Genomic DNA, 16,169 nt, shown 5'->3' on the forward strand with positions numbered 1-16,169 from the left:
TGATTATAATTTGATTACGTTAGCTGCTTGTGGTCCGCGTGCGCCTTCCACGATATCAAACTCAACCGACTGTCCTTCTTCCAGAGTTTTGAAACCTTCGGTTTGGATCGCGGAGAAGTGAACGAATACGTCGCCGCCTTCTGCAGTCTCGATGAAACCGTAACCTTTTTCTGCGTTAAACCATTTAACTTTACCTTCCATTGCTTGAACATTCCCTTCATCATCAAATGAACGTGAGTCTTGCTCACAATTCTGACTATACCACCGCGAGTTCTTAGTTGTCAATTGGAAAAGAAAATGGTTACCTTCAATTATTTCCCATACCAATATTTATACAATGAAACAACCGCGATAATAAATCAAAAGAGGAACAGATGAGTAGTATTACCCAAGTGTTCCTCCGATTGAAACAGTTATGCGAAATTATTTTTTTCGGTCCATTAAAATGCTCTCCGGGGTATAGCCGGCTTCGTAGGCGCTGCGCTGGGCCTTGGCCAGATTACGGCGTTGCAGTCCATCCTGGGCTTCTAGGCGGTGCGCATTCATACGGGCCACAATCGCCCCATCGTGTTCGAGAATGCTGCGAATGACGAGTTTCTGAGGCTCAGTTAAAGACTGATTATTTTCGACAATCTGTTTGCCGATATCATCGACAAGATTCTGCCGTTTCTCGACAAATTCGGAGAGCTCTTCATAAGGAGCATCTGGCAGACGAGAAAGGATATGCTCCGTAAGCTGTTCCAGCCGGGAAATCAAGCTATCCATGCTGAATTTCCTGGCCCACCGTCATCTTGGCTGCTTGGGCAAAGGCCTGGCGAAGTTCGAGGAGGTAGCCGAGAGCCTCTTCTACCGGCTCCTTCACCTTCTTGATATTGGCCTGAACCAATAGATGATTGGTATATTCATATAATGCAAACAGTCCATTGGATACCTCATAGGACTGATCCAGAGTCGCCATGAGTTCAGAGACAATGGCTTGAGTTTTTCCCAGGTTGGTATTGACTTTCTCATAATCGGCGGCGTCCATGCCCTCCATCGCACTCTTACCGAACCGGATCGCTCCGTCAAACAACATAAGCAGCAGCTGGGACGGGTTCGAGGTCTGAACGGCCGACTGCCGGTATTTATCGTAAGGAGATGTGATCATAGCGTTCACCTTTCTTTTGTCGTCTGGCTTATTATTTTAAATAGCTTGTTAGGCTAGAGGATTGACTGTTATACTTGCTGATCGCGGTTTCCATGGCTGTAAACTTTTTGTAAAGATTGTCCTCGTAATCATTCATTTGATCTTGAAGTTTTGAAATACGGTTAGTATAGTCGGTAAGTTCTTTCCCCATTACGCTATCGGATTTGAAGGCAATCGTAATGTCGGATGAATATTTGGAAGTTCCGGCTTTTGTCGATAATTTCTCAATCGAATTAGTCAGTCCGGTAGAAAGTTTGTCGAACAACCCGGTAGTCGAGCTCCCTGAAGGTCCTTGAAAAATCGCGGTTACCTGCTGCGGATTATCCGTGAGAGCTTGTTTCAACTTGTTTTCATCAATATACAGTTTACCATTCTCATAGTATTGTCCTGTCGTAACCCCTATCGCGCTTAGCTGCCCCAGCTTGTCAGTCAAAGCGGACCGCATAGAAGTAAGGGTCGACTTCAGAATGTCATCGTTTTTTAACAGCCCGCTTTTGGCTTTGGTCTCCCAAGCCTCAATCTGGGTGTCTGTCATCTCTTTCTTCTGGTCATCGGATAGAGGCGTATAGTCGGTGTATCGATCTTCGTTAACCTTCGTATTTAATGCGCTCATCAAGGTATTATAGTCGGACACAAAGCTTTTAATACTATCCAGTGCCTTTGTCGGATCGGTAGTGGTGGTTACTTTGGCGGATGTTGTTGTTTTATCCAGTAATGTAAAGGACACGCCGTTAAGTTTAAAGCTGTTGCTGGGGAATTCAAGCGGGGTCCAAATTGCATCCGATCCATTATTCACTTCTATTGTTGCAGGTAGGTATCCCGTTTGTGTAATCGTACCTGTACCGAATAATTTTAGAAAGGAATCCCCGGAGTTAAGAGTCACTGTCCCGCTTGTCGAAAAGGTTTTGGATGAAATTGAAAGCTTTCCGGTAACTTCATCAAACTTAGCTGTGACGTTGGCACCATCCGTCTGATTTATCTTGGAAACCGCCTCGGATATGGACAAATTTTCCTGCAAATCAATTGATTTTCCATTCACGGTTAATTTATATACACTGCCTGTGGCTGAAGCCGAAGTGTTAAGCTTCTGAAGGTCAGCCAGCGTAGAATTGCTGGTTAGTCTCGCCTGGCCGCTCGCTGCCATCGTTGCGCCAGAAGTTATAGCTGTCGCTGCTTGGGCAATCTGAGTCACCTTGATATTCATGGTTATGCCGTTGGCATCCGCAGTTGCTTCGGCTTTAAGCGCCCCTGTATCCCCTGTAACAACAGAGGTTTGAGTATTCATAGCACTTGATTTATCGTATGCAGTGAGTTTATTGGTTTTAAAATCGACAAACTTGCTGTTGAACTCCCGGTAGTTGTCTCTTTGCCACTCCATAACCTGCTTCTGCTGAGTTAGTTTATCCAGCGGTACTTTTTTGGCCGTCATCATCTGCTTGACAATACTATCGACATCTATACCGGAAGCCAAACCGCTGACTCGAAGAGTCGCCATCGTTATTCCCCCTGTCTCTAAACTTTCTCGTCTACAATTATTCCCGCGATCTCCATCATATTGGCAACGAGGTCCAATGTCTTCTCTGGAGGAATCTCTCTGATTAGTTCGCCTGTGTCTTTATTGAGGACTTTTACCATGATAGCTTTAGTTTCTTTGTGTATACTGACCTCAAATGTTGTCTCAGGTCCTTCCAAAGCCTTTAAGACTTTTTCAAGCGCCTTTACGGTCTGCTCTTCCCCTGGCGATACGGTGACGCCTCGATTCTCTAGTTTTTTCAACTCTCTGGTCGAATTAACACTCTCAATAGTGTAGCTGTCCGCTCCCGATGACTTGGAATTCGGCTTGATCCGATGATCCGGAATTGAATTTTTATAACCTCCTGTATTCGATAAGCGGACATCCATAGATGGTAACCTCCGTGACAAAGTTATACTATATTTATCGGATAATACTGTAAGGAATTAATATATAGGTACCAAATAATCTATTCATTTAATAAAAATATTCAAGCTTAATAGTACTATTCATTAAGACCCCTCGGCCCACTGTCCCCTTCTTGCTTATTCCGACAGGTGCTTTATATTGGTAGCTTATAAATTACATTTTCACTATACGCAGACATCCAATTATGTGGATCTGGTCTTCTTGCATCTGAGTTTTCACTCAAATATAAAACGCACGTTTTTCAGACATACTGGAACAAAAAAAGGGATTCCCAAAGAGAAACCCGTCATACTCTAGCATTATTCATGTGTGCATTCTTAATATATCTTATACTATGATATATTCTTTCATCTTGCCTGTGATCGGCTGAAAAGAAAGAGACTCTAGAATATCTAGAGTCTCTAGTGGTTCGTTAAGATTAGCGGAGCAACTGCAAAACGCCTTGAGGTTGTTGGTTTGCTTGAGCCAGCATCGCTTGAGCGGCTTGTGCCAAGATGGAGTTCTTGGTTTGCTCACTCATTTCCTTCGCCATGTCTACGTCACGAATACGGGATTCGGATGCAGTCAGGTTCTCGGAGGAAGTGTTCAAGTTATTGATTGTGTGTTCAAGACGATTCTGGTATGCACCGAGCTTGGAACGCTCAGCTGATACCTTCTCAATTGCATTGTTAATAGTAGTAATTGCGGTATTTGCAGAAGCTTGTGTACTTACATCAACACCAGCAACTGTTGTTGCAGAAGTCAAAAGTGAACCATCTGCATTAAATGTTGCATTGGAGGAGGATTGTTGAGAAACAGTCTGGGTTGCTGTACCAGATGTCAAACCACCTAAGGAAGTGCTGTGAATTGTCATCGAACGGCTTGTAGCGGCATCCCCAACCGTAACACTAGTCATGTCTTGATAAACTGTCACAGCGCTGCCAATGTTAGTTGCACTCGCATCTTGAAGTTGGATAGTATCTTTTTGCGCAGTAAGTGTATATGTTGCTGATTGACCAACAGCATTACCCCCACCGTCTGTAAAGGTAACTGTAGTACCTTTGTAAGCAACAGTACTAGAACCAGCCCCGTTTGTAACGGTTTGGGACGACCAAGTCGTTCCACCATCTAATGACAGATCAACACCAGTAACTTCGCCTGCTGTTGCAGCAGTAACTCTAAACATCGCAGTTTCATTACGATCACCCGTGTAAGTACCAGATATAGCAGTACCACCAGTTACCGAATCTGCAGTTTCGGCTGTTGCAGCCGCACTATGGGTAACAACTAGATTATATGTTTGTGCAGATAAACCACGGCCAAGATCCTCAGTGCCAATAGATCCTGCAGCCAAAGTTGTGGCTCCAGCAGCAAATGCTCCCACAGCGTTTTGGCTTGATGCTACTCCCAACGAAAAAGCATCCATTGAATTAATCGAAAGACCAATGCTCTGTCCTGCATTAGCACCAATTTGGTAAGTATTATTTAATCCACCGGCAAGTAAGTTCTGTGTGTTAAACTCAGTTGTATTTGAAATACGAGTAATCTCTTTTGCTAATTGGTCAACTTCTTGTTGAACTTTCTTCCGATCATCAGTAGTGTTAGTGTCGGAAGCAGATTGAACTGCCAATTCACGCATACGCTGCAGAATGCTATGGGACTCATTCAAAGCACCTTCTGCGGTTTGCACCAAAGAAATTGCATCCTGAGAGTTACGACTAGCTTGGTCCAAGCCACGAATTTGTCCGCGCATTTTCTCGGAGATTGCAAGGCCTGCTGCGTCGTCGCCGGCACGGTTGATGCGAAGACCGGAAGACAGCTTCTCAATGTTCTTGCTTTGGTTGACAGTGTTGGTGTTCAGCTGACGCTGCGTGTTCAGCGACGCAATATTGTGGTTGATAATCATTTGAGTTTTCCTCCCTGAAAATAGTTGATCCACATCCTTGTGGTAACACTGCTGTTAAGGTCGGCCGCCCCTCCAATCAGTGCCTACTATATATATCGTCCGCTTGCAAGCAATCTTTATAGTAATTTTTCTCTTTTTCGAATTTATTTTGACTTGAGGCGGTCAATGAGGGCATTCAGGCTGCTTGGCGCCGGAGCTGCGGACTCCTTGTTGCTCTCTTTGATTGACAAATAGACTTCCTGCCGAAAAATATCGACATGCTTTGGAGCGGTGATGCCGATTTTAACGGTGTCTCCCTCCACACTGAGAATTGTAATCTCGATATTGTCCTGAATAACGATCGATTCTCCTTTTTTGCGCGCAAGAACTAGCATGATGTCTCGCCCTCCTTGAATTGGCCTTCCGTCCATAAAAGCTGCTTGGTCAAATAGGGAGAGCGGTGAAGCACAACCTGCTTGCCGAGCCGCTTCTCCGGATTAAGCACAACGGGAGCGAGCAGATTCAGCGTGGATTCTTCCACGGTGTCTCTGATCGTAACAATGGCGCGTACGTCAACCATATCCGTTATTTCCAATTCCTCCGCTTCCGTGTCAGGTAGTTCAAACTCATATTGAGGGTAAAAAGCAAAGGGGTCCGTCAGCAGAAATGAAAGGTTTGCCGTCTTTAGCGACTGCAGGTACGAAAACGGTCCTTCCTGCAAATCAATAATCGCAAATTCCGTCTCCTGTTCAAAGCCGGGGATGCCTTTCGGGAAACAGTAAATTTTCTCCTCTTGAATATCCAATGAACCTAAAGCGGCGGTTTCGATAATCATTATGTTCAGCGCTCCTCTTCATTAAAAATCTTATGAAAAAAGCTATAGATGGTTGTTAACAATCCATCTATAGCTTATAGTCCTAAACCTGCTCGTCAAGCACCTGCGGCGTGAAGGTCAACGATGGCTTCTGCCGCAAGTATATGTCAACACTGGACGGCGTGTATTGAAATTGCGGTTTATGCTGTTCCACCTGGATGTGAACCTCGGCTCGACGATACTCGATCTGTACCGGTGACGCCTTGATATCAATATCTACATTATCATAAGAGGCAGGGCCCCGTACTTCCGGATAAGATACCGGATGCCAGTCCTCTCCATAAACTTCGCCGATCGAGTTGCCGGGCTTATGGAAATTAGCCATCCGTTCACCCTGCTCCATTCTCTTGGCGATACCCTGCAGCCAAAGCTGCTCCACCCCGGAATAAATACGCTGGCTCATCTCGCGATAAGTTCCGCCAGTGTATGCCGCGCGAGCCCGGGATTGGTCAATCGTCACCTCGGGTGCCGGCTGGTGGATATTCCATTCTCCCGGGGTTGTCGTAATCTGCAAATCTGCGGGAGGCTGGCTGATGGTCAGATTTCCCAGTGTTGTCTCCATCCCGATCAGCGCCGGTGTCTGAGAGATTTGCACCATCACCTTCATGGATGAACACCTCCTGTTTATCTAATGAAATCCACCAGAGAATTTTGAATAATCTTGGCCCCGACCGACAGGGAGGCATTATAGATGTTTTCCTGAATCTTGGATTGCGTCAGCAGCTCAGCATAGTCTCCGTCCTCGGTTTTGGCTTGAAGATCCGTCAAATTGACCTCCAAATCGCTGAGCCGGTTCTTCATCAACTCAATCCGGTTTGATTTGGCGCCAACCTCTGCCTGCACAGCAAGAAGTTTATTATACCGAGTGTCGATATTTCCAAGCTGACTGGATACTTCCGAGGTATCTCCGGACACCAGCGCAGTCGAAATATTATCGATTACCGCAAAAATATTATCGCCGTCCTGTCCGCCGAACACTTCATTTCCGGTAATGTTAATTGGCAGCTGCACACTGTCTCCTACCGCATAATTTAACAAACCGTCATCCGTTACAATCGAGGAAGCGGTAGACGTGTCCAGTGTTCCATCGGGTCCTGTTGGGAATTGATAAGGCTGCACATCATACTGCTGGCCGTTAAAAATGTATTTGCCCTTAAATTGGCTGTTTGCGATATCAATCAGTTGCTCCTTCAATTGCTTCACTTCGGCGTTGATACTATTAAGCGCCTCTTGAGAGTTTGTTCCGTTCGCTCCCTGAACCGACAGTTCCCGCAGCCGCTGAATAACGTCTCCGGTCTGCATAAGAACTGTATCATTAAACTCCAGCCATGAGATCGCATCGTCCACGTTCTCCTGATACTGCGAGTTCGCTGACAGCTCCGAACGGTAACGAAGGGAGTAAGTGATCCCGACGGGATCGTCGGATGGCTTATTGAGCTTTCGACCGGTAGCCAGCTGAAGCTGGGTATCATTCATGTTACGCGCATTGCGGTTAAGATTGAGCAGCAGCTGTGCGTTCATCATATTGGAAGTTACTCTAAGCATATCAGGCCCCCTCCTTCCTTATCTGCCGACGGTGCCGGTGGCATTAATGAGTTTATCAAGCATTTCGTCATAGGTCGTCATAAAACGCGCGGCGGCGCTATAGGCATGCTGGAACACGAGCATATTGGACATTTCTTCGTCTAGAGAAACACCACTCACGGATTGGCGGCGAGCATCCACCTGCTGCACCAGATAGTTGGAGTTCTCCGTCTGACGGGTCGCTTCTTGCGATTGTACACCAAGCTGTCCAACCATAGTTTTATAAAAAGTGTTGGGAGTGCCCTTAATTCCAGTCGGCGCAGTAAATATTCCGGAATGCTGGTTGGCAATCAATAATGCCAGCGTATTATTTCCTTTAACAACTTTCTCCGAGGCTCCTGTACCGGTCGTACGAAGAGATGTGGCAAGCAGATCGGTATTGGCGGCAATTTCAGGATTAAATGTAATATTCCCCGCGGTAATTGTACTGCCGTCACCGGTTATGGTAAACAGCGGTTTGCCTGGGTTCAGGCTCCCGTCCAGCGTATAGCCTAGTTGGTGCAGCCCGTTAAGTCCATTCACTGTTGTCTTGACGTCCGCATTCAGGGTGGCTCCCGGCGGCATTGCGTCACCGGCGGCTAAAGTCACAGTTGTACCATCCGCCTGAATAATCGAAGCATCGTTGGTCAAAATCGTTCCCGCAGGCATTACGGAGCCCTTTGGAAGCGTAATCTCGACCGCTCCTGTAGCAATTGTATTGGCCATGTTGTTAAGCTGGGTCTTATAGTCGGCCACATACCTCTTGCTGGAGTCTATCATTCCGTATACTTCGCCGGATTTCAGATCGCCGGTCACGCCATCTCCATAGGCTTCGGCCAGCGAATCTGAGGATACGGACGAAGCCGCGAACCCCTGAACAAGCTGCTGGCCTCCAAGGGAAATATTGTAGCCGCTGTCGGTTCGGGACACGTTGATATTGATGATTTTGGACAGCTTGTCTGTCATCAAGTCGCGCTGGTCTCGAAGATCGTTAGCCTTGTCACCCATGCTCTCGATCCGGAATATGGACTCATTAAGGTCCGCAATCGAGGATAGATAGCCGTTGATTTCAGTAGCTTTAACGGAGATATTGGTCGCCAGATCGGTATCCAGATTATCCAGCTGTCTGCTCATATAATTAAGCGCGTCCGCCATCGACTGGGAGGTCTGGACAACGATTTTGCGTGCGGTGCTGTCTTCCGGATTCTTGCTGAGGTCGGACCACGATTTCCAGAAGTTATCCAATACGGTGCTGATTCCAGTCTCCGAAGGCTCGTTAAAAATCGACTCCAGCTTGTCCAGCGTATCGGATTGAATGGTCCAGCTGCCCAGCGAGGAATTCTCTCCGCGGAACTGGTCGTCAAGAAAAGTTTCCCGAATCCGCTCGATGGATCCAAACTCCACCCCTGTGCCAAGCTGCCCCGGAGAAGTGGAGTTGCTGAAACCGTAAGCTTCAATCGGTCTGGCAGCGGCCATTTTAACAGATTGGCGTGTGTAGCCTTCAGTGTTGGCATTTGCGATATTATGTCCCGTTGTGTTGAGCGCCGCCGTCTGCGTGACGAGGCTTCGGCGGGCGGTTTCAATTGAGTGGAAGGTTGATGTCACTTCTGTTCCCCCTATGAGTTCTCGTTAATCCAAGCAAGCTTGCGATAAATTCTGTAACGTTCGGAATGACGGAATGACCGGTCAATGCTAACCTCGTGCGTCAAAAAGACCCGGTCGGCTCACAGAGCTGGGTCGGCCCGACGGAGGCTGATACGTAATCTCCTGATTCGGTCTTCCAACCAGCAAGTCAAGAGAATAATCTATAAATGCAAGCGTCTGCTCAATCAGTCTCTGGTTCAGCTCATTGGCCTTCTTCAAACGGTCCAACGTGTCTGCCAGCTGACCTTGGATATGCAGCAGCCGCGCTTTGTCTTCGGGATCAAATACAAGCCGGGACAGCTCGGTCAAATTCAAGTTCAAATTGGAACGAATGCCGACTCCCTGTAAAAAGGCGAAAACGCTCTGTTCACGCTGTTCTTCAAGCTGAGCGCTAAGCTTCGTCAGTTTGGACTCCCGGCTCATGATATCAACCAGACTATCAATATCGTTGTCCATAATAGCCTGTTTCTTGGCAGCGGCCAGATCAAGCATCTGCACATGGTTCTCGTCCAGCCGCTCCAGCAGTTCGATCAATGTTGTTAATGACATGGATGGATTCACCTAATTCTCGGAGGATTGCTTAAAAAAGGGGGCGAGTTTCTCGGCGAGCTTGGATGCGTCTACTTGATAAGTACCGGCGGAGACCTGCTGCTTCAGGCTTTGGATTCTTTGGGCGCGTTCGTTGTCGGCTTTACCGCTGTTCTGCGCTTCCAAAAGCTTCATGGCTTCCGTGGAAATAGTTACCTCGTCTTTGGGTGTGTTTTTTTTCATCTGTTCCTGCCTTTGTGATTCCGCATTCCGTTGGTAAGGATTAATCGGATTAATTCGTCCGCTTTCGTTGATCTTCACAATTAACACCTTCTTTCGATTATAAAAAGGCCGATAATCTTTACTAAGTTTATCGGCCTTGATTGAAACATACTTTATACCTGAAAGCGTATTTTTTGTATAAATTATTGGCCGCGCAGCTTGTCTACCGCCTTGTAAGCACCCTTGGAGCCTTTGCTCGAAGCTTCCGCAGCGGCGCTTTCTTTCGAGGCAGTCATTAAATCTTTGGTCAGTCTGCCGCGGCAGTTGTCGCACATATGGCCTTCCCGAATCAGCGTTCCGCATACCTCGCAAGGATACATGATATTCGGCGCATTGGCGATGGAAATTCGCCCCTCCCGGATAAAGCGGGTGATTTCCTTGATCGGGATGTCGGTAGCATCAGAGAGCTCCTGAATATTGGCCCCCCTGTTCTTCCGCAAGTAATTCACGCAAGTCTCGTATTGCTTCTCCAATTCCTTGATGCAGGACTGGCACAGTTCCATCACATTCTTGACGTAGATCTTGCCGCACCGCGAACAATTATCGATATTCATGATTGGGCAGCCCCCCTTCTTTTCAAAAATAATCCATCATAGACTGCTTGTGCTCCTAGATTACATGATTGTGCCCGTTTCGTCTATGTCTTCCCCATCCGCAGAAAAGATTGCCCTTACGAACGGGCCCAGGTCAGGCTGTAAACTTCGGCCTCGCGTCCAGCGGACGATACCATCTTCTGAAGCACGTCCGCACAAGCGCGGATGGTGCTTCCTGTCGTATAGATATCATCAACTATTATTATTTTTAACGGAGGTGAACAAGCCGCGAAATGGCTGGTATTTCCCGAGGTGGAGCGGGCAGAAAATAAAAGCTTTTCCGCAAATTCACTGGTCCATACCGGACTCGGAACAAAAGCGCGCCGCATATCGGCAAGCCGCTCCGCCCGGGTCTTAAAGCTCTGTTTTTCGGTATGATGGGCCCGAACCACCAGTTCCATTACGGGAATATTACGGCGTGCCGACAGGAACCGGGCCTGTCTTTCCGCCTGATTAAAGCCGCGCTCGGCGAGCCGGACACCGCTGACGGGCACAGGCACAAGCAGATCCGCCTTCCACCCGCGGGCATTGCCGGACCGAGCAGCGTAAACGGGCAGCGGCGGATGCGGAGAAGATGCTGCCGGAAAGCTTAACCGTGACAACAGCACCTTCCACCCCTCAGGCAAAACCCGGAAATACTGCCCAACTGCAGCTGCCACTCGTCCTGGTTGGACCTTCGCAGCCATAGCCATGTCCCCTTCCCGCCCGGGAATCGCCAATGTCTCCATTTCCGCTTTAAGCATACTATAAGCCTGGTCCAGCATGACTCCAAGCACTTCGGCGAAACGTTCATCTCCTCTATATTTATACCTTCCGAGCCATTCACGCATCTCGCTGCTGTAAGCCACCGCACTCCTATTGCGTAGCAGAGAGGACGCATCGTTTCCGCGCGCACAGTCGGGGCAGCCGACATGCCGGCCGCATTTGGGGCAGCGGGGGCGAATAATCCAAGGAACGGCAGCGGCGCAGTACTCGCAAATGCCGGGCAGCCGGGACGAGTGCTTTCCCTCCCTGCCGCACGCCAGGCAATGATCCTGTCCCGGGGCAAGGAGAGAATGAACGCGCTTAAGCCAGCTTCCACGCATCATTGAACTACCTCCTTGTTCAGGTAGCCTTTTTTGTGGGCGATCTTGTTCATTGTCCGAATCTGCGCACATGCGCCGCGCTGCGAGCGGTTCCACTGCCTGGAAGCAAACACGACTCGGCCCTTCGGGTCGTCCTTCGAGCGGCCGGCCCGTCCGGCCATCTGAACGAGCGAGGCCTCGTCAAAGAGCCGGTCGTCTGCATCCAGCACGAACACGTCGCTGCGCGGAACGGTGACTCCTCTTTCCAGAATGGTCGTAGTTACGAGTATGGATATTTCCCGGCGGCGGAAGGCGGCTACCTTATCAACTCTTCCGGGGTCCTGCGAAGAGGTGCCTTCGATGACAGTACCGGGCAGAACGCGGCGCAAAAGCGGAAGCAGTCTGTCGATCTGCACAATCCTGGCGACAAACAGAAAAATTTGCGCCTCCCGTCCAAGCGACTGCTTGAGCGTCTGGATCAGCTTAATCGGCAGCCGTCCGTGCTTCAGGCAGTTGCCGACTGAGGGCATTTTCAAATGCTTTGGCACCGGAAGAGGAAAACCGTGGAACCGGACCGGCACTCTCGCATGGTTCAGTCTTCCCCGGCGGACCTCCCGCTGCATTGTCTGAGGCGGCGTAGCAGACAAGTAAATAAACGCTCCTCCGGGTTTGCACGCTCCTTCAGCGGCAAAAGCGAGCATAGGATCGTTGTGGAAAGGAAAGGCGTCCAGCTCATCGATAATGACCAGGTCGAAGCCCTGGTAGAACCGCAGCAGCTGGTGCGTAGTCGCGAGGGCCAACCGGCCCTCCGCCCAGCGGTCCCTGCTGCCGCCATACAGCACGGCGATGCTCTCCGCCGGGAACGCCTTGGCGAGCCGCGGCGCCAGCTCCAGCACGACGTCGCGACGCGGCGTCGCCACGAGCGCCCGCCCGCCTACGGCGAGCACGGCCTCAAGAAGCGGGAAAATCATCTCCGTCTTTCCCGCTCCCGTCACCGCCCAGAGCAGGAACCGCTCGGGGTGCCCGGCCGCGGAGCCCGCGCGCGGCTCCGCGAGGAACCCCAGCGCAGCGCCAGCGGCCTCCGCCTGCGCCGCGCTTAACCCCCACCGGTGCCGCAGCCCGGCGGGGTCCATAGCGGCCGTGCCCCGCACGGCCGGAAGCGCTGCGCCGCGCAGCAGCAGCGCGCAAGTCCGGCTGCGCCCCAGCGCGAGGCAGGCCTCGCAGTAGGCGCAGCCGGCCAGGCCGCACGCGGCGCAGGCCGTGCGGCCCGTGGCGGCGCTGCCGCAGCGCAGGCAGCGCGGGTGTGCGGGCGCGGCGGTGAAGCGCCGCGCAAGGCGGCCGCGCAGGGCCGGCAGCCATGCGGCCCGGGCCAGTGCGCCCCCCGGGCGTTTCACACGCCCGGCACCCGCTCGCCCAGCCCTTACTCCCCAGCCCGCTCGCCCAGCCGTCGCCCCAGTCCCTTCCCGCTCCACACGTCCCGCTTCACCCGCAAGCTCCGCCCCAACAGCGGCCTCCAGGCGGAGGCGGCCCTGCAAATACGCGAGCTGCGCCGCGCTCCGCCAGCAGCCCAGCAGCTCGGGGCGGCGCTCGGTCAGCAGCGCTTCCACTTCGGACTCCAGGAGGGAACGGCCCCGCAGCGCCTTGGCAAGCCAGTCCGTATAGTCCAGCAGCTTGTGCTGAGGGAGCAGATCCCGGTGATCCGAACCCGTCTGCCCAGACTCTTTTTCCGGAACACCCGGACTATCGCCCCCAGCTCGCAGAAGCTCCTCCTCCTGATCCAGTTCCGCTTTCAGAACCTCCCGCGCATAGCTTGTCCATGCCGCTTCGCTCCACCGCTCCATCTCCTTCCGGTACGTGAAGCTCCTATGCAGCTTTACCGCCCAGCCCAGCGGCAGGGAAGCACCGAGGAAAATCACCCTAGCCGCAGGCGGTACCTCGCTTTCCTTCCGGCTCAAGCTTCCCTTCCACCATAAGATATCCACCCTTGGATCAATGGAGAGATACGCCTCCCAGCCTTTGCTTTGTTTTACCGTATACACTGCCGCCCTCATGTGCACCTCTCCTCTTTTTATAGGAATCCACGCAAAAAAGCACACTCCCCTATTTTAGGAAAGTGTGCTTCACCAAGAACTCCGATATGGTATTATATCCTTTAATCGGCCAACGATTACATCTTGCCGCGTTTCGATTGAAATCCCCTGCTTCCTACAGCCCGCATGAACGGCAGCGGAATCGGATGCTCCGGTTGCCGCAGGTCAATCACGGTATCTTCATCTCTCCGCAGTGACTGCGCTTTCTGATCTGCTTGAAGATAACCGTCCGTTCCGTGCGCCATCCGTACATCCAGAGAACATCCGCCGTCCCGCAGCCCGGAGACAATCCGCAGCGTTCCATCGCTGGAGCCATCATCCAGAAAGGTTACCCGCAACCGCTTCCCTGTCAGAAAAGACTGCAGCGTCATCGCGCGGATCACCCCCTCCACCACGGATTCATGATTGCGGGCAATCAGAATGTAGTGGAGCCATTTTTCCATTTCACCTGACGCTTTCATCTTGTCGCGGAATTTAAGCGCATGAACGCACATTACCGCAGATGCATACACAGCTCCGATCCAGATTAGCTGGGCCATCATGGAGATGCACCTCCTCTTTATACCAACACTATATGCCGGCAAAAGAGAAGAGGTGACTTGCGCGAACTTTCGCGTACCGTAAGCTTAGGGGTTATTTTACAGCGTTACCCAGCCGTATTTGATCGAATTGATAACCGCTTGGGTGCGGTCGTCGACCTCCATTTTTTGCAAAATGCTGCTGACATGGTTTTTGACCGTCTTTTCGCTGATAAACAAATATTCGCCGATCATCTTGTTGCTCTTTCCTTCGGCCATCAGGCGCAGCACTTCGGCTTCGCGGCGCGTCAGCGGATTGTTGTCGCCCGCCACAAATTTGACTCCCGCTTCCTTCACCGAGGTTTCGGCAATCGCGCCCGCTTCGTTCAGATAAGTCATCCGTCGAAGCTGGTTAATCAGCTTGCCCGTCACTTTAGGATGGATAAAGGCATGCCCCTCGCATACCGAACGGATCGCATTGATCAGCGACTCGGCCTCCATATCCTTCAGCAGATAACCGTTGGCGCCCTTGCGCAGCGTTTCGAATACGTAGCTTTCATCATCATGGATGGACAAAATAATCACTTTAACGTCGGGGAACATTTCCCTCAGCTTTTCCGTCGCCTCCACGCCGTTCTCGACCGGCATATTGATATCCATCAGCACGATGTCCGGTTTATTCTGGTTGACGAACTCAAGCACCTGTATGCCGTCACCGCATTCGCCTATGACCTCGATGTCTTCCTCCATATTCAAAATACGCTTGAGTCCTTCTCTGAACAGCTGATGATCGTCAGCCAAAAGCACTTTAATGGGTGTCTTGCCGGGGTTTTGGTTCTCCATTACACTACTCCTTTCCCTTGTCCACGTTCGTTGGAATATGGATAATGATTGCGGTTCCTTCATTTTCGGCAGATTCAATTTCCATTCTTCCTTCCAGCAGTTCCACGCGTTCACGCATCCCGACCAGACCGAAGCTTTCTCTGTCAATCTGCTCTTTTTTCATTTTCTGCACATTGAAGCCTATTCCATTATCCCTCACAACAATTTTGATCAACTGTGCCTGATATGTAATTTCCACCAAAACGTAGCTGGCACAAGCATGCTTTGCCACATTGGACAGCGCCTCTTGAATGAGCCGGTACACGGCTGCTTCCATAGCTGACGACAGGCGGTGCTCCTTGCCTCTGGTTTCAAAAGAGGTTCGGATTTTATTCTTCTCCTCATAATCATGAACATACTTGCGCAGCGTGGGAATTAATCCCAAATCATCCAAAGCCATCGGACGCAGGTTGAAAATAACCTTCCGCATTTCCTCGAGACTGGAACGTACCTGTCCTTTCAGATCTACTATTTCGTTCTGGACCAGTCCAATTTCCTGCTTCACGAGCATTCTTTCCACAATTTCTGTTCGGAGCACCAGGTTGGCCAGCATTTGAGCAGGGCCGTCATGGATTTCGCGGGCAATCCGCTTGCGCTCCTCTTCCTGGGCCAAAATAATTTTGAGCCCGATGATCTGACGGTTCTTGGCCGATTCGACAATCCGCGTTACATGTCCCAGTTCTCCGGACAAATACTTCAAGACCACACTCATTTGCGAGCCGATCGATTCCGCCCGCTCCACCGAGTTCTCGACGCTCCGGACCCGCTTCTGCAGCTCGTCTCGCCGGTTCCTGAGGTAAGCTTCCCTTTCCCTGCTCATCATAAGCTCAAGCTGCAGCTCCGTCGCCTTCTCGTAGGCAATCCGAATATCTTGTTCTGTATAACGAACGAAATCGCGGCTGACCTCCGTTAACCGGATACGTGACCGGCGGTAATCGACCTCCAGCTTGTCTACCTTCTGCAGCATTTCATCCGTCTCCTGCCGAACCTGCTGCAGTTCATTGTTGAGATTTGCAAGCTCCTCGCGGGCCGCTTGCAAAATCTCAAAAATCTGATACTTGCTGTCTTCCATTACGTCAATCGTATTCTTGATTACGCGGTCAATGGCATCGGGTTGGAATTCCACGGACAATGGCCCC

The 16,169-nt window shown here is 50.6% G+C and carries 19 protein-coding genes; all 19 read right to left on the minus strand.

The window, feature by feature from the left end:
- Positions 1-3: 3 nt before the first annotated feature.
- Positions 4-201, minus strand: a complete 198-nt coding sequence (locus tag PSAB_RS22395) for a cold shock domain-containing protein (protein ID WP_025336789.1) — start codon at positions 199-201, stop codon at positions 4-6.
- Positions 202-423: 222 nt separating this feature from the next.
- Positions 424-765, minus strand: a complete 342-nt coding sequence (gene fliT, locus PSAB_RS22400) for a flagellar protein FliT (RefSeq protein WP_025336790.1) — start codon at positions 763-765, stop codon at positions 424-426.
- Positions 758-1,147, minus strand: coding sequence for a flagellar export chaperone FliS (gene fliS / locus PSAB_RS22405; protein WP_025336791.1), 390 nt, complete (start codon positions 1,145-1,147; stop codon positions 758-760). The genes fliT and fliS overlap by 8 nt, the downstream gene beginning before the upstream one ends.
- A gap of 31 nt (positions 1,148-1,178) precedes the next feature.
- A complete protein-coding gene (gene fliD / locus PSAB_RS22410; RefSeq protein ID WP_025336792.1) occupies positions 1,179-2,681 on the minus strand; it encodes a flagellar filament capping protein FliD in 1,503 nt (500 codons plus the stop codon).
- Positions 2,682-2,698: 17 nt separating this feature from the next.
- Positions 2,699-3,088 (minus strand): flagellar protein FlaG, encoded by a 390-nt coding sequence (locus PSAB_RS22415; RefSeq protein WP_025336793.1) that lies wholly within the window; start codon positions 3,086-3,088, stop codon positions 2,699-2,701.
- Positions 3,089-3,546: 458 nt separating this feature from the next.
- Positions 3,547-5,013 carry a flagellin N-terminal helical domain-containing protein gene (locus PSAB_RS22420; protein ID WP_025336794.1) on the minus strand — a complete coding sequence of 489 codons (1,467 nt, stop codon included), beginning with the start codon at positions 5,011-5,013 and terminating at the stop codon, positions 3,547-3,549.
- A 143-nt stretch (positions 5,014-5,156) separates the two neighbouring features.
- On the minus strand, positions 5,157-5,387 hold the full coding sequence (gene csrA / locus PSAB_RS22425) for a carbon storage regulator CsrA (RefSeq protein WP_025336795.1): 231 nt from the start codon (positions 5,385-5,387) through the stop codon (positions 5,157-5,159).
- Positions 5,381-5,827, minus strand: coding sequence for a flagellar assembly protein FliW (gene fliW, locus PSAB_RS22430; RefSeq protein ID WP_025336796.1), 447 nt, complete (start codon positions 5,825-5,827; stop codon positions 5,381-5,383). The genes csrA and fliW overlap by 7 nt, the downstream gene beginning before the upstream one ends.
- Positions 5,828-5,909: 82 nt before the next feature.
- On the minus strand, positions 5,910-6,473 hold the full coding sequence (locus PSAB_RS22435) for a DUF6470 family protein (protein WP_025336797.1): 564 nt from the start codon (positions 6,471-6,473) through the stop codon (positions 5,910-5,912).
- Positions 6,474-6,490: 17 nt separating this feature from the next.
- Positions 6,491-7,411 carry a flagellar hook-associated protein FlgL gene (gene flgL / locus PSAB_RS22440; RefSeq protein ID WP_025336798.1) on the minus strand — a complete coding sequence of 307 codons (921 nt, stop codon included), beginning with the start codon at positions 7,409-7,411 and terminating at the stop codon, positions 6,491-6,493.
- Positions 7,412-7,429: 18 nt separating this feature from the next.
- A complete protein-coding gene (gene flgK, locus PSAB_RS22445) occupies positions 7,430-9,034 on the minus strand; it encodes a flagellar hook-associated protein FlgK (protein WP_025336799.1) in 1,605 nt (534 codons plus the stop codon).
- A gap of 87 nt (positions 9,035-9,121) precedes the next feature.
- Positions 9,122-9,622 (minus strand): flagellar protein FlgN, encoded by a 501-nt coding sequence (locus PSAB_RS22450; RefSeq protein ID WP_025336800.1) that lies wholly within the window; start codon positions 9,620-9,622, stop codon positions 9,122-9,124.
- Between the two features lie 12 nt (positions 9,623-9,634).
- On the minus strand, positions 9,635-9,922 hold the full coding sequence (gene flgM / locus PSAB_RS22455) for a flagellar biosynthesis anti-sigma factor FlgM (RefSeq protein ID WP_025336801.1): 288 nt from the start codon (positions 9,920-9,922) through the stop codon (positions 9,635-9,637).
- Between the two features lie 104 nt (positions 9,923-10,026).
- Positions 10,027-10,437, minus strand: a complete 411-nt coding sequence (locus tag PSAB_RS22460; protein ID WP_025336802.1) for a TIGR03826 family flagellar region protein — start codon at positions 10,435-10,437, stop codon at positions 10,027-10,029.
- 116 nt (positions 10,438-10,553) lie between these two features.
- Entirely contained in the window at positions 10,554-11,564 is a 1,011-nt protein-coding gene (locus PSAB_RS24785; protein WP_025336803.1) for a ComF family protein, read from the minus strand.
- Positions 11,561-13,591, minus strand: a complete 2,031-nt coding sequence (locus PSAB_RS22475; RefSeq protein ID WP_025336804.1) for a helicase-related protein — start codon at positions 13,589-13,591, stop codon at positions 11,561-11,563. Before PSAB_RS22475 ends, PSAB_RS24785 begins: the two co-directional genes overlap by 4 nt.
- 116 nt (positions 13,592-13,707) lie before the next feature.
- On the minus strand, positions 13,708-14,172 hold the full coding sequence (locus PSAB_RS24790; protein WP_025336805.1) for a hypothetical protein: 465 nt from the start codon (positions 14,170-14,172) through the stop codon (positions 13,708-13,710).
- A gap of 96 nt (positions 14,173-14,268) precedes the next feature.
- Positions 14,269-14,991, minus strand: coding sequence for a response regulator transcription factor (locus PSAB_RS22485; RefSeq protein WP_025336806.1), 723 nt, complete (start codon positions 14,989-14,991; stop codon positions 14,269-14,271).
- A gap of 4 nt (positions 14,992-14,995) precedes the next feature.
- Entirely contained in the window at positions 14,996-16,156 is a 1,161-nt protein-coding gene (locus PSAB_RS22490) for a sensor histidine kinase (RefSeq protein ID WP_025336807.1), read from the minus strand.
- Between the last annotated feature and the right edge of the window lie 13 nt (positions 16,157-16,169).

This window comes from Paenibacillus sabinae T27, from assembly GCF_000612505.1.
In the GTDB taxonomy this organism is placed as follows: domain Bacteria; phylum Bacillota; class Bacilli; order Paenibacillales; family Paenibacillaceae; genus Paenibacillus_AQ; species Paenibacillus_AQ sabinae.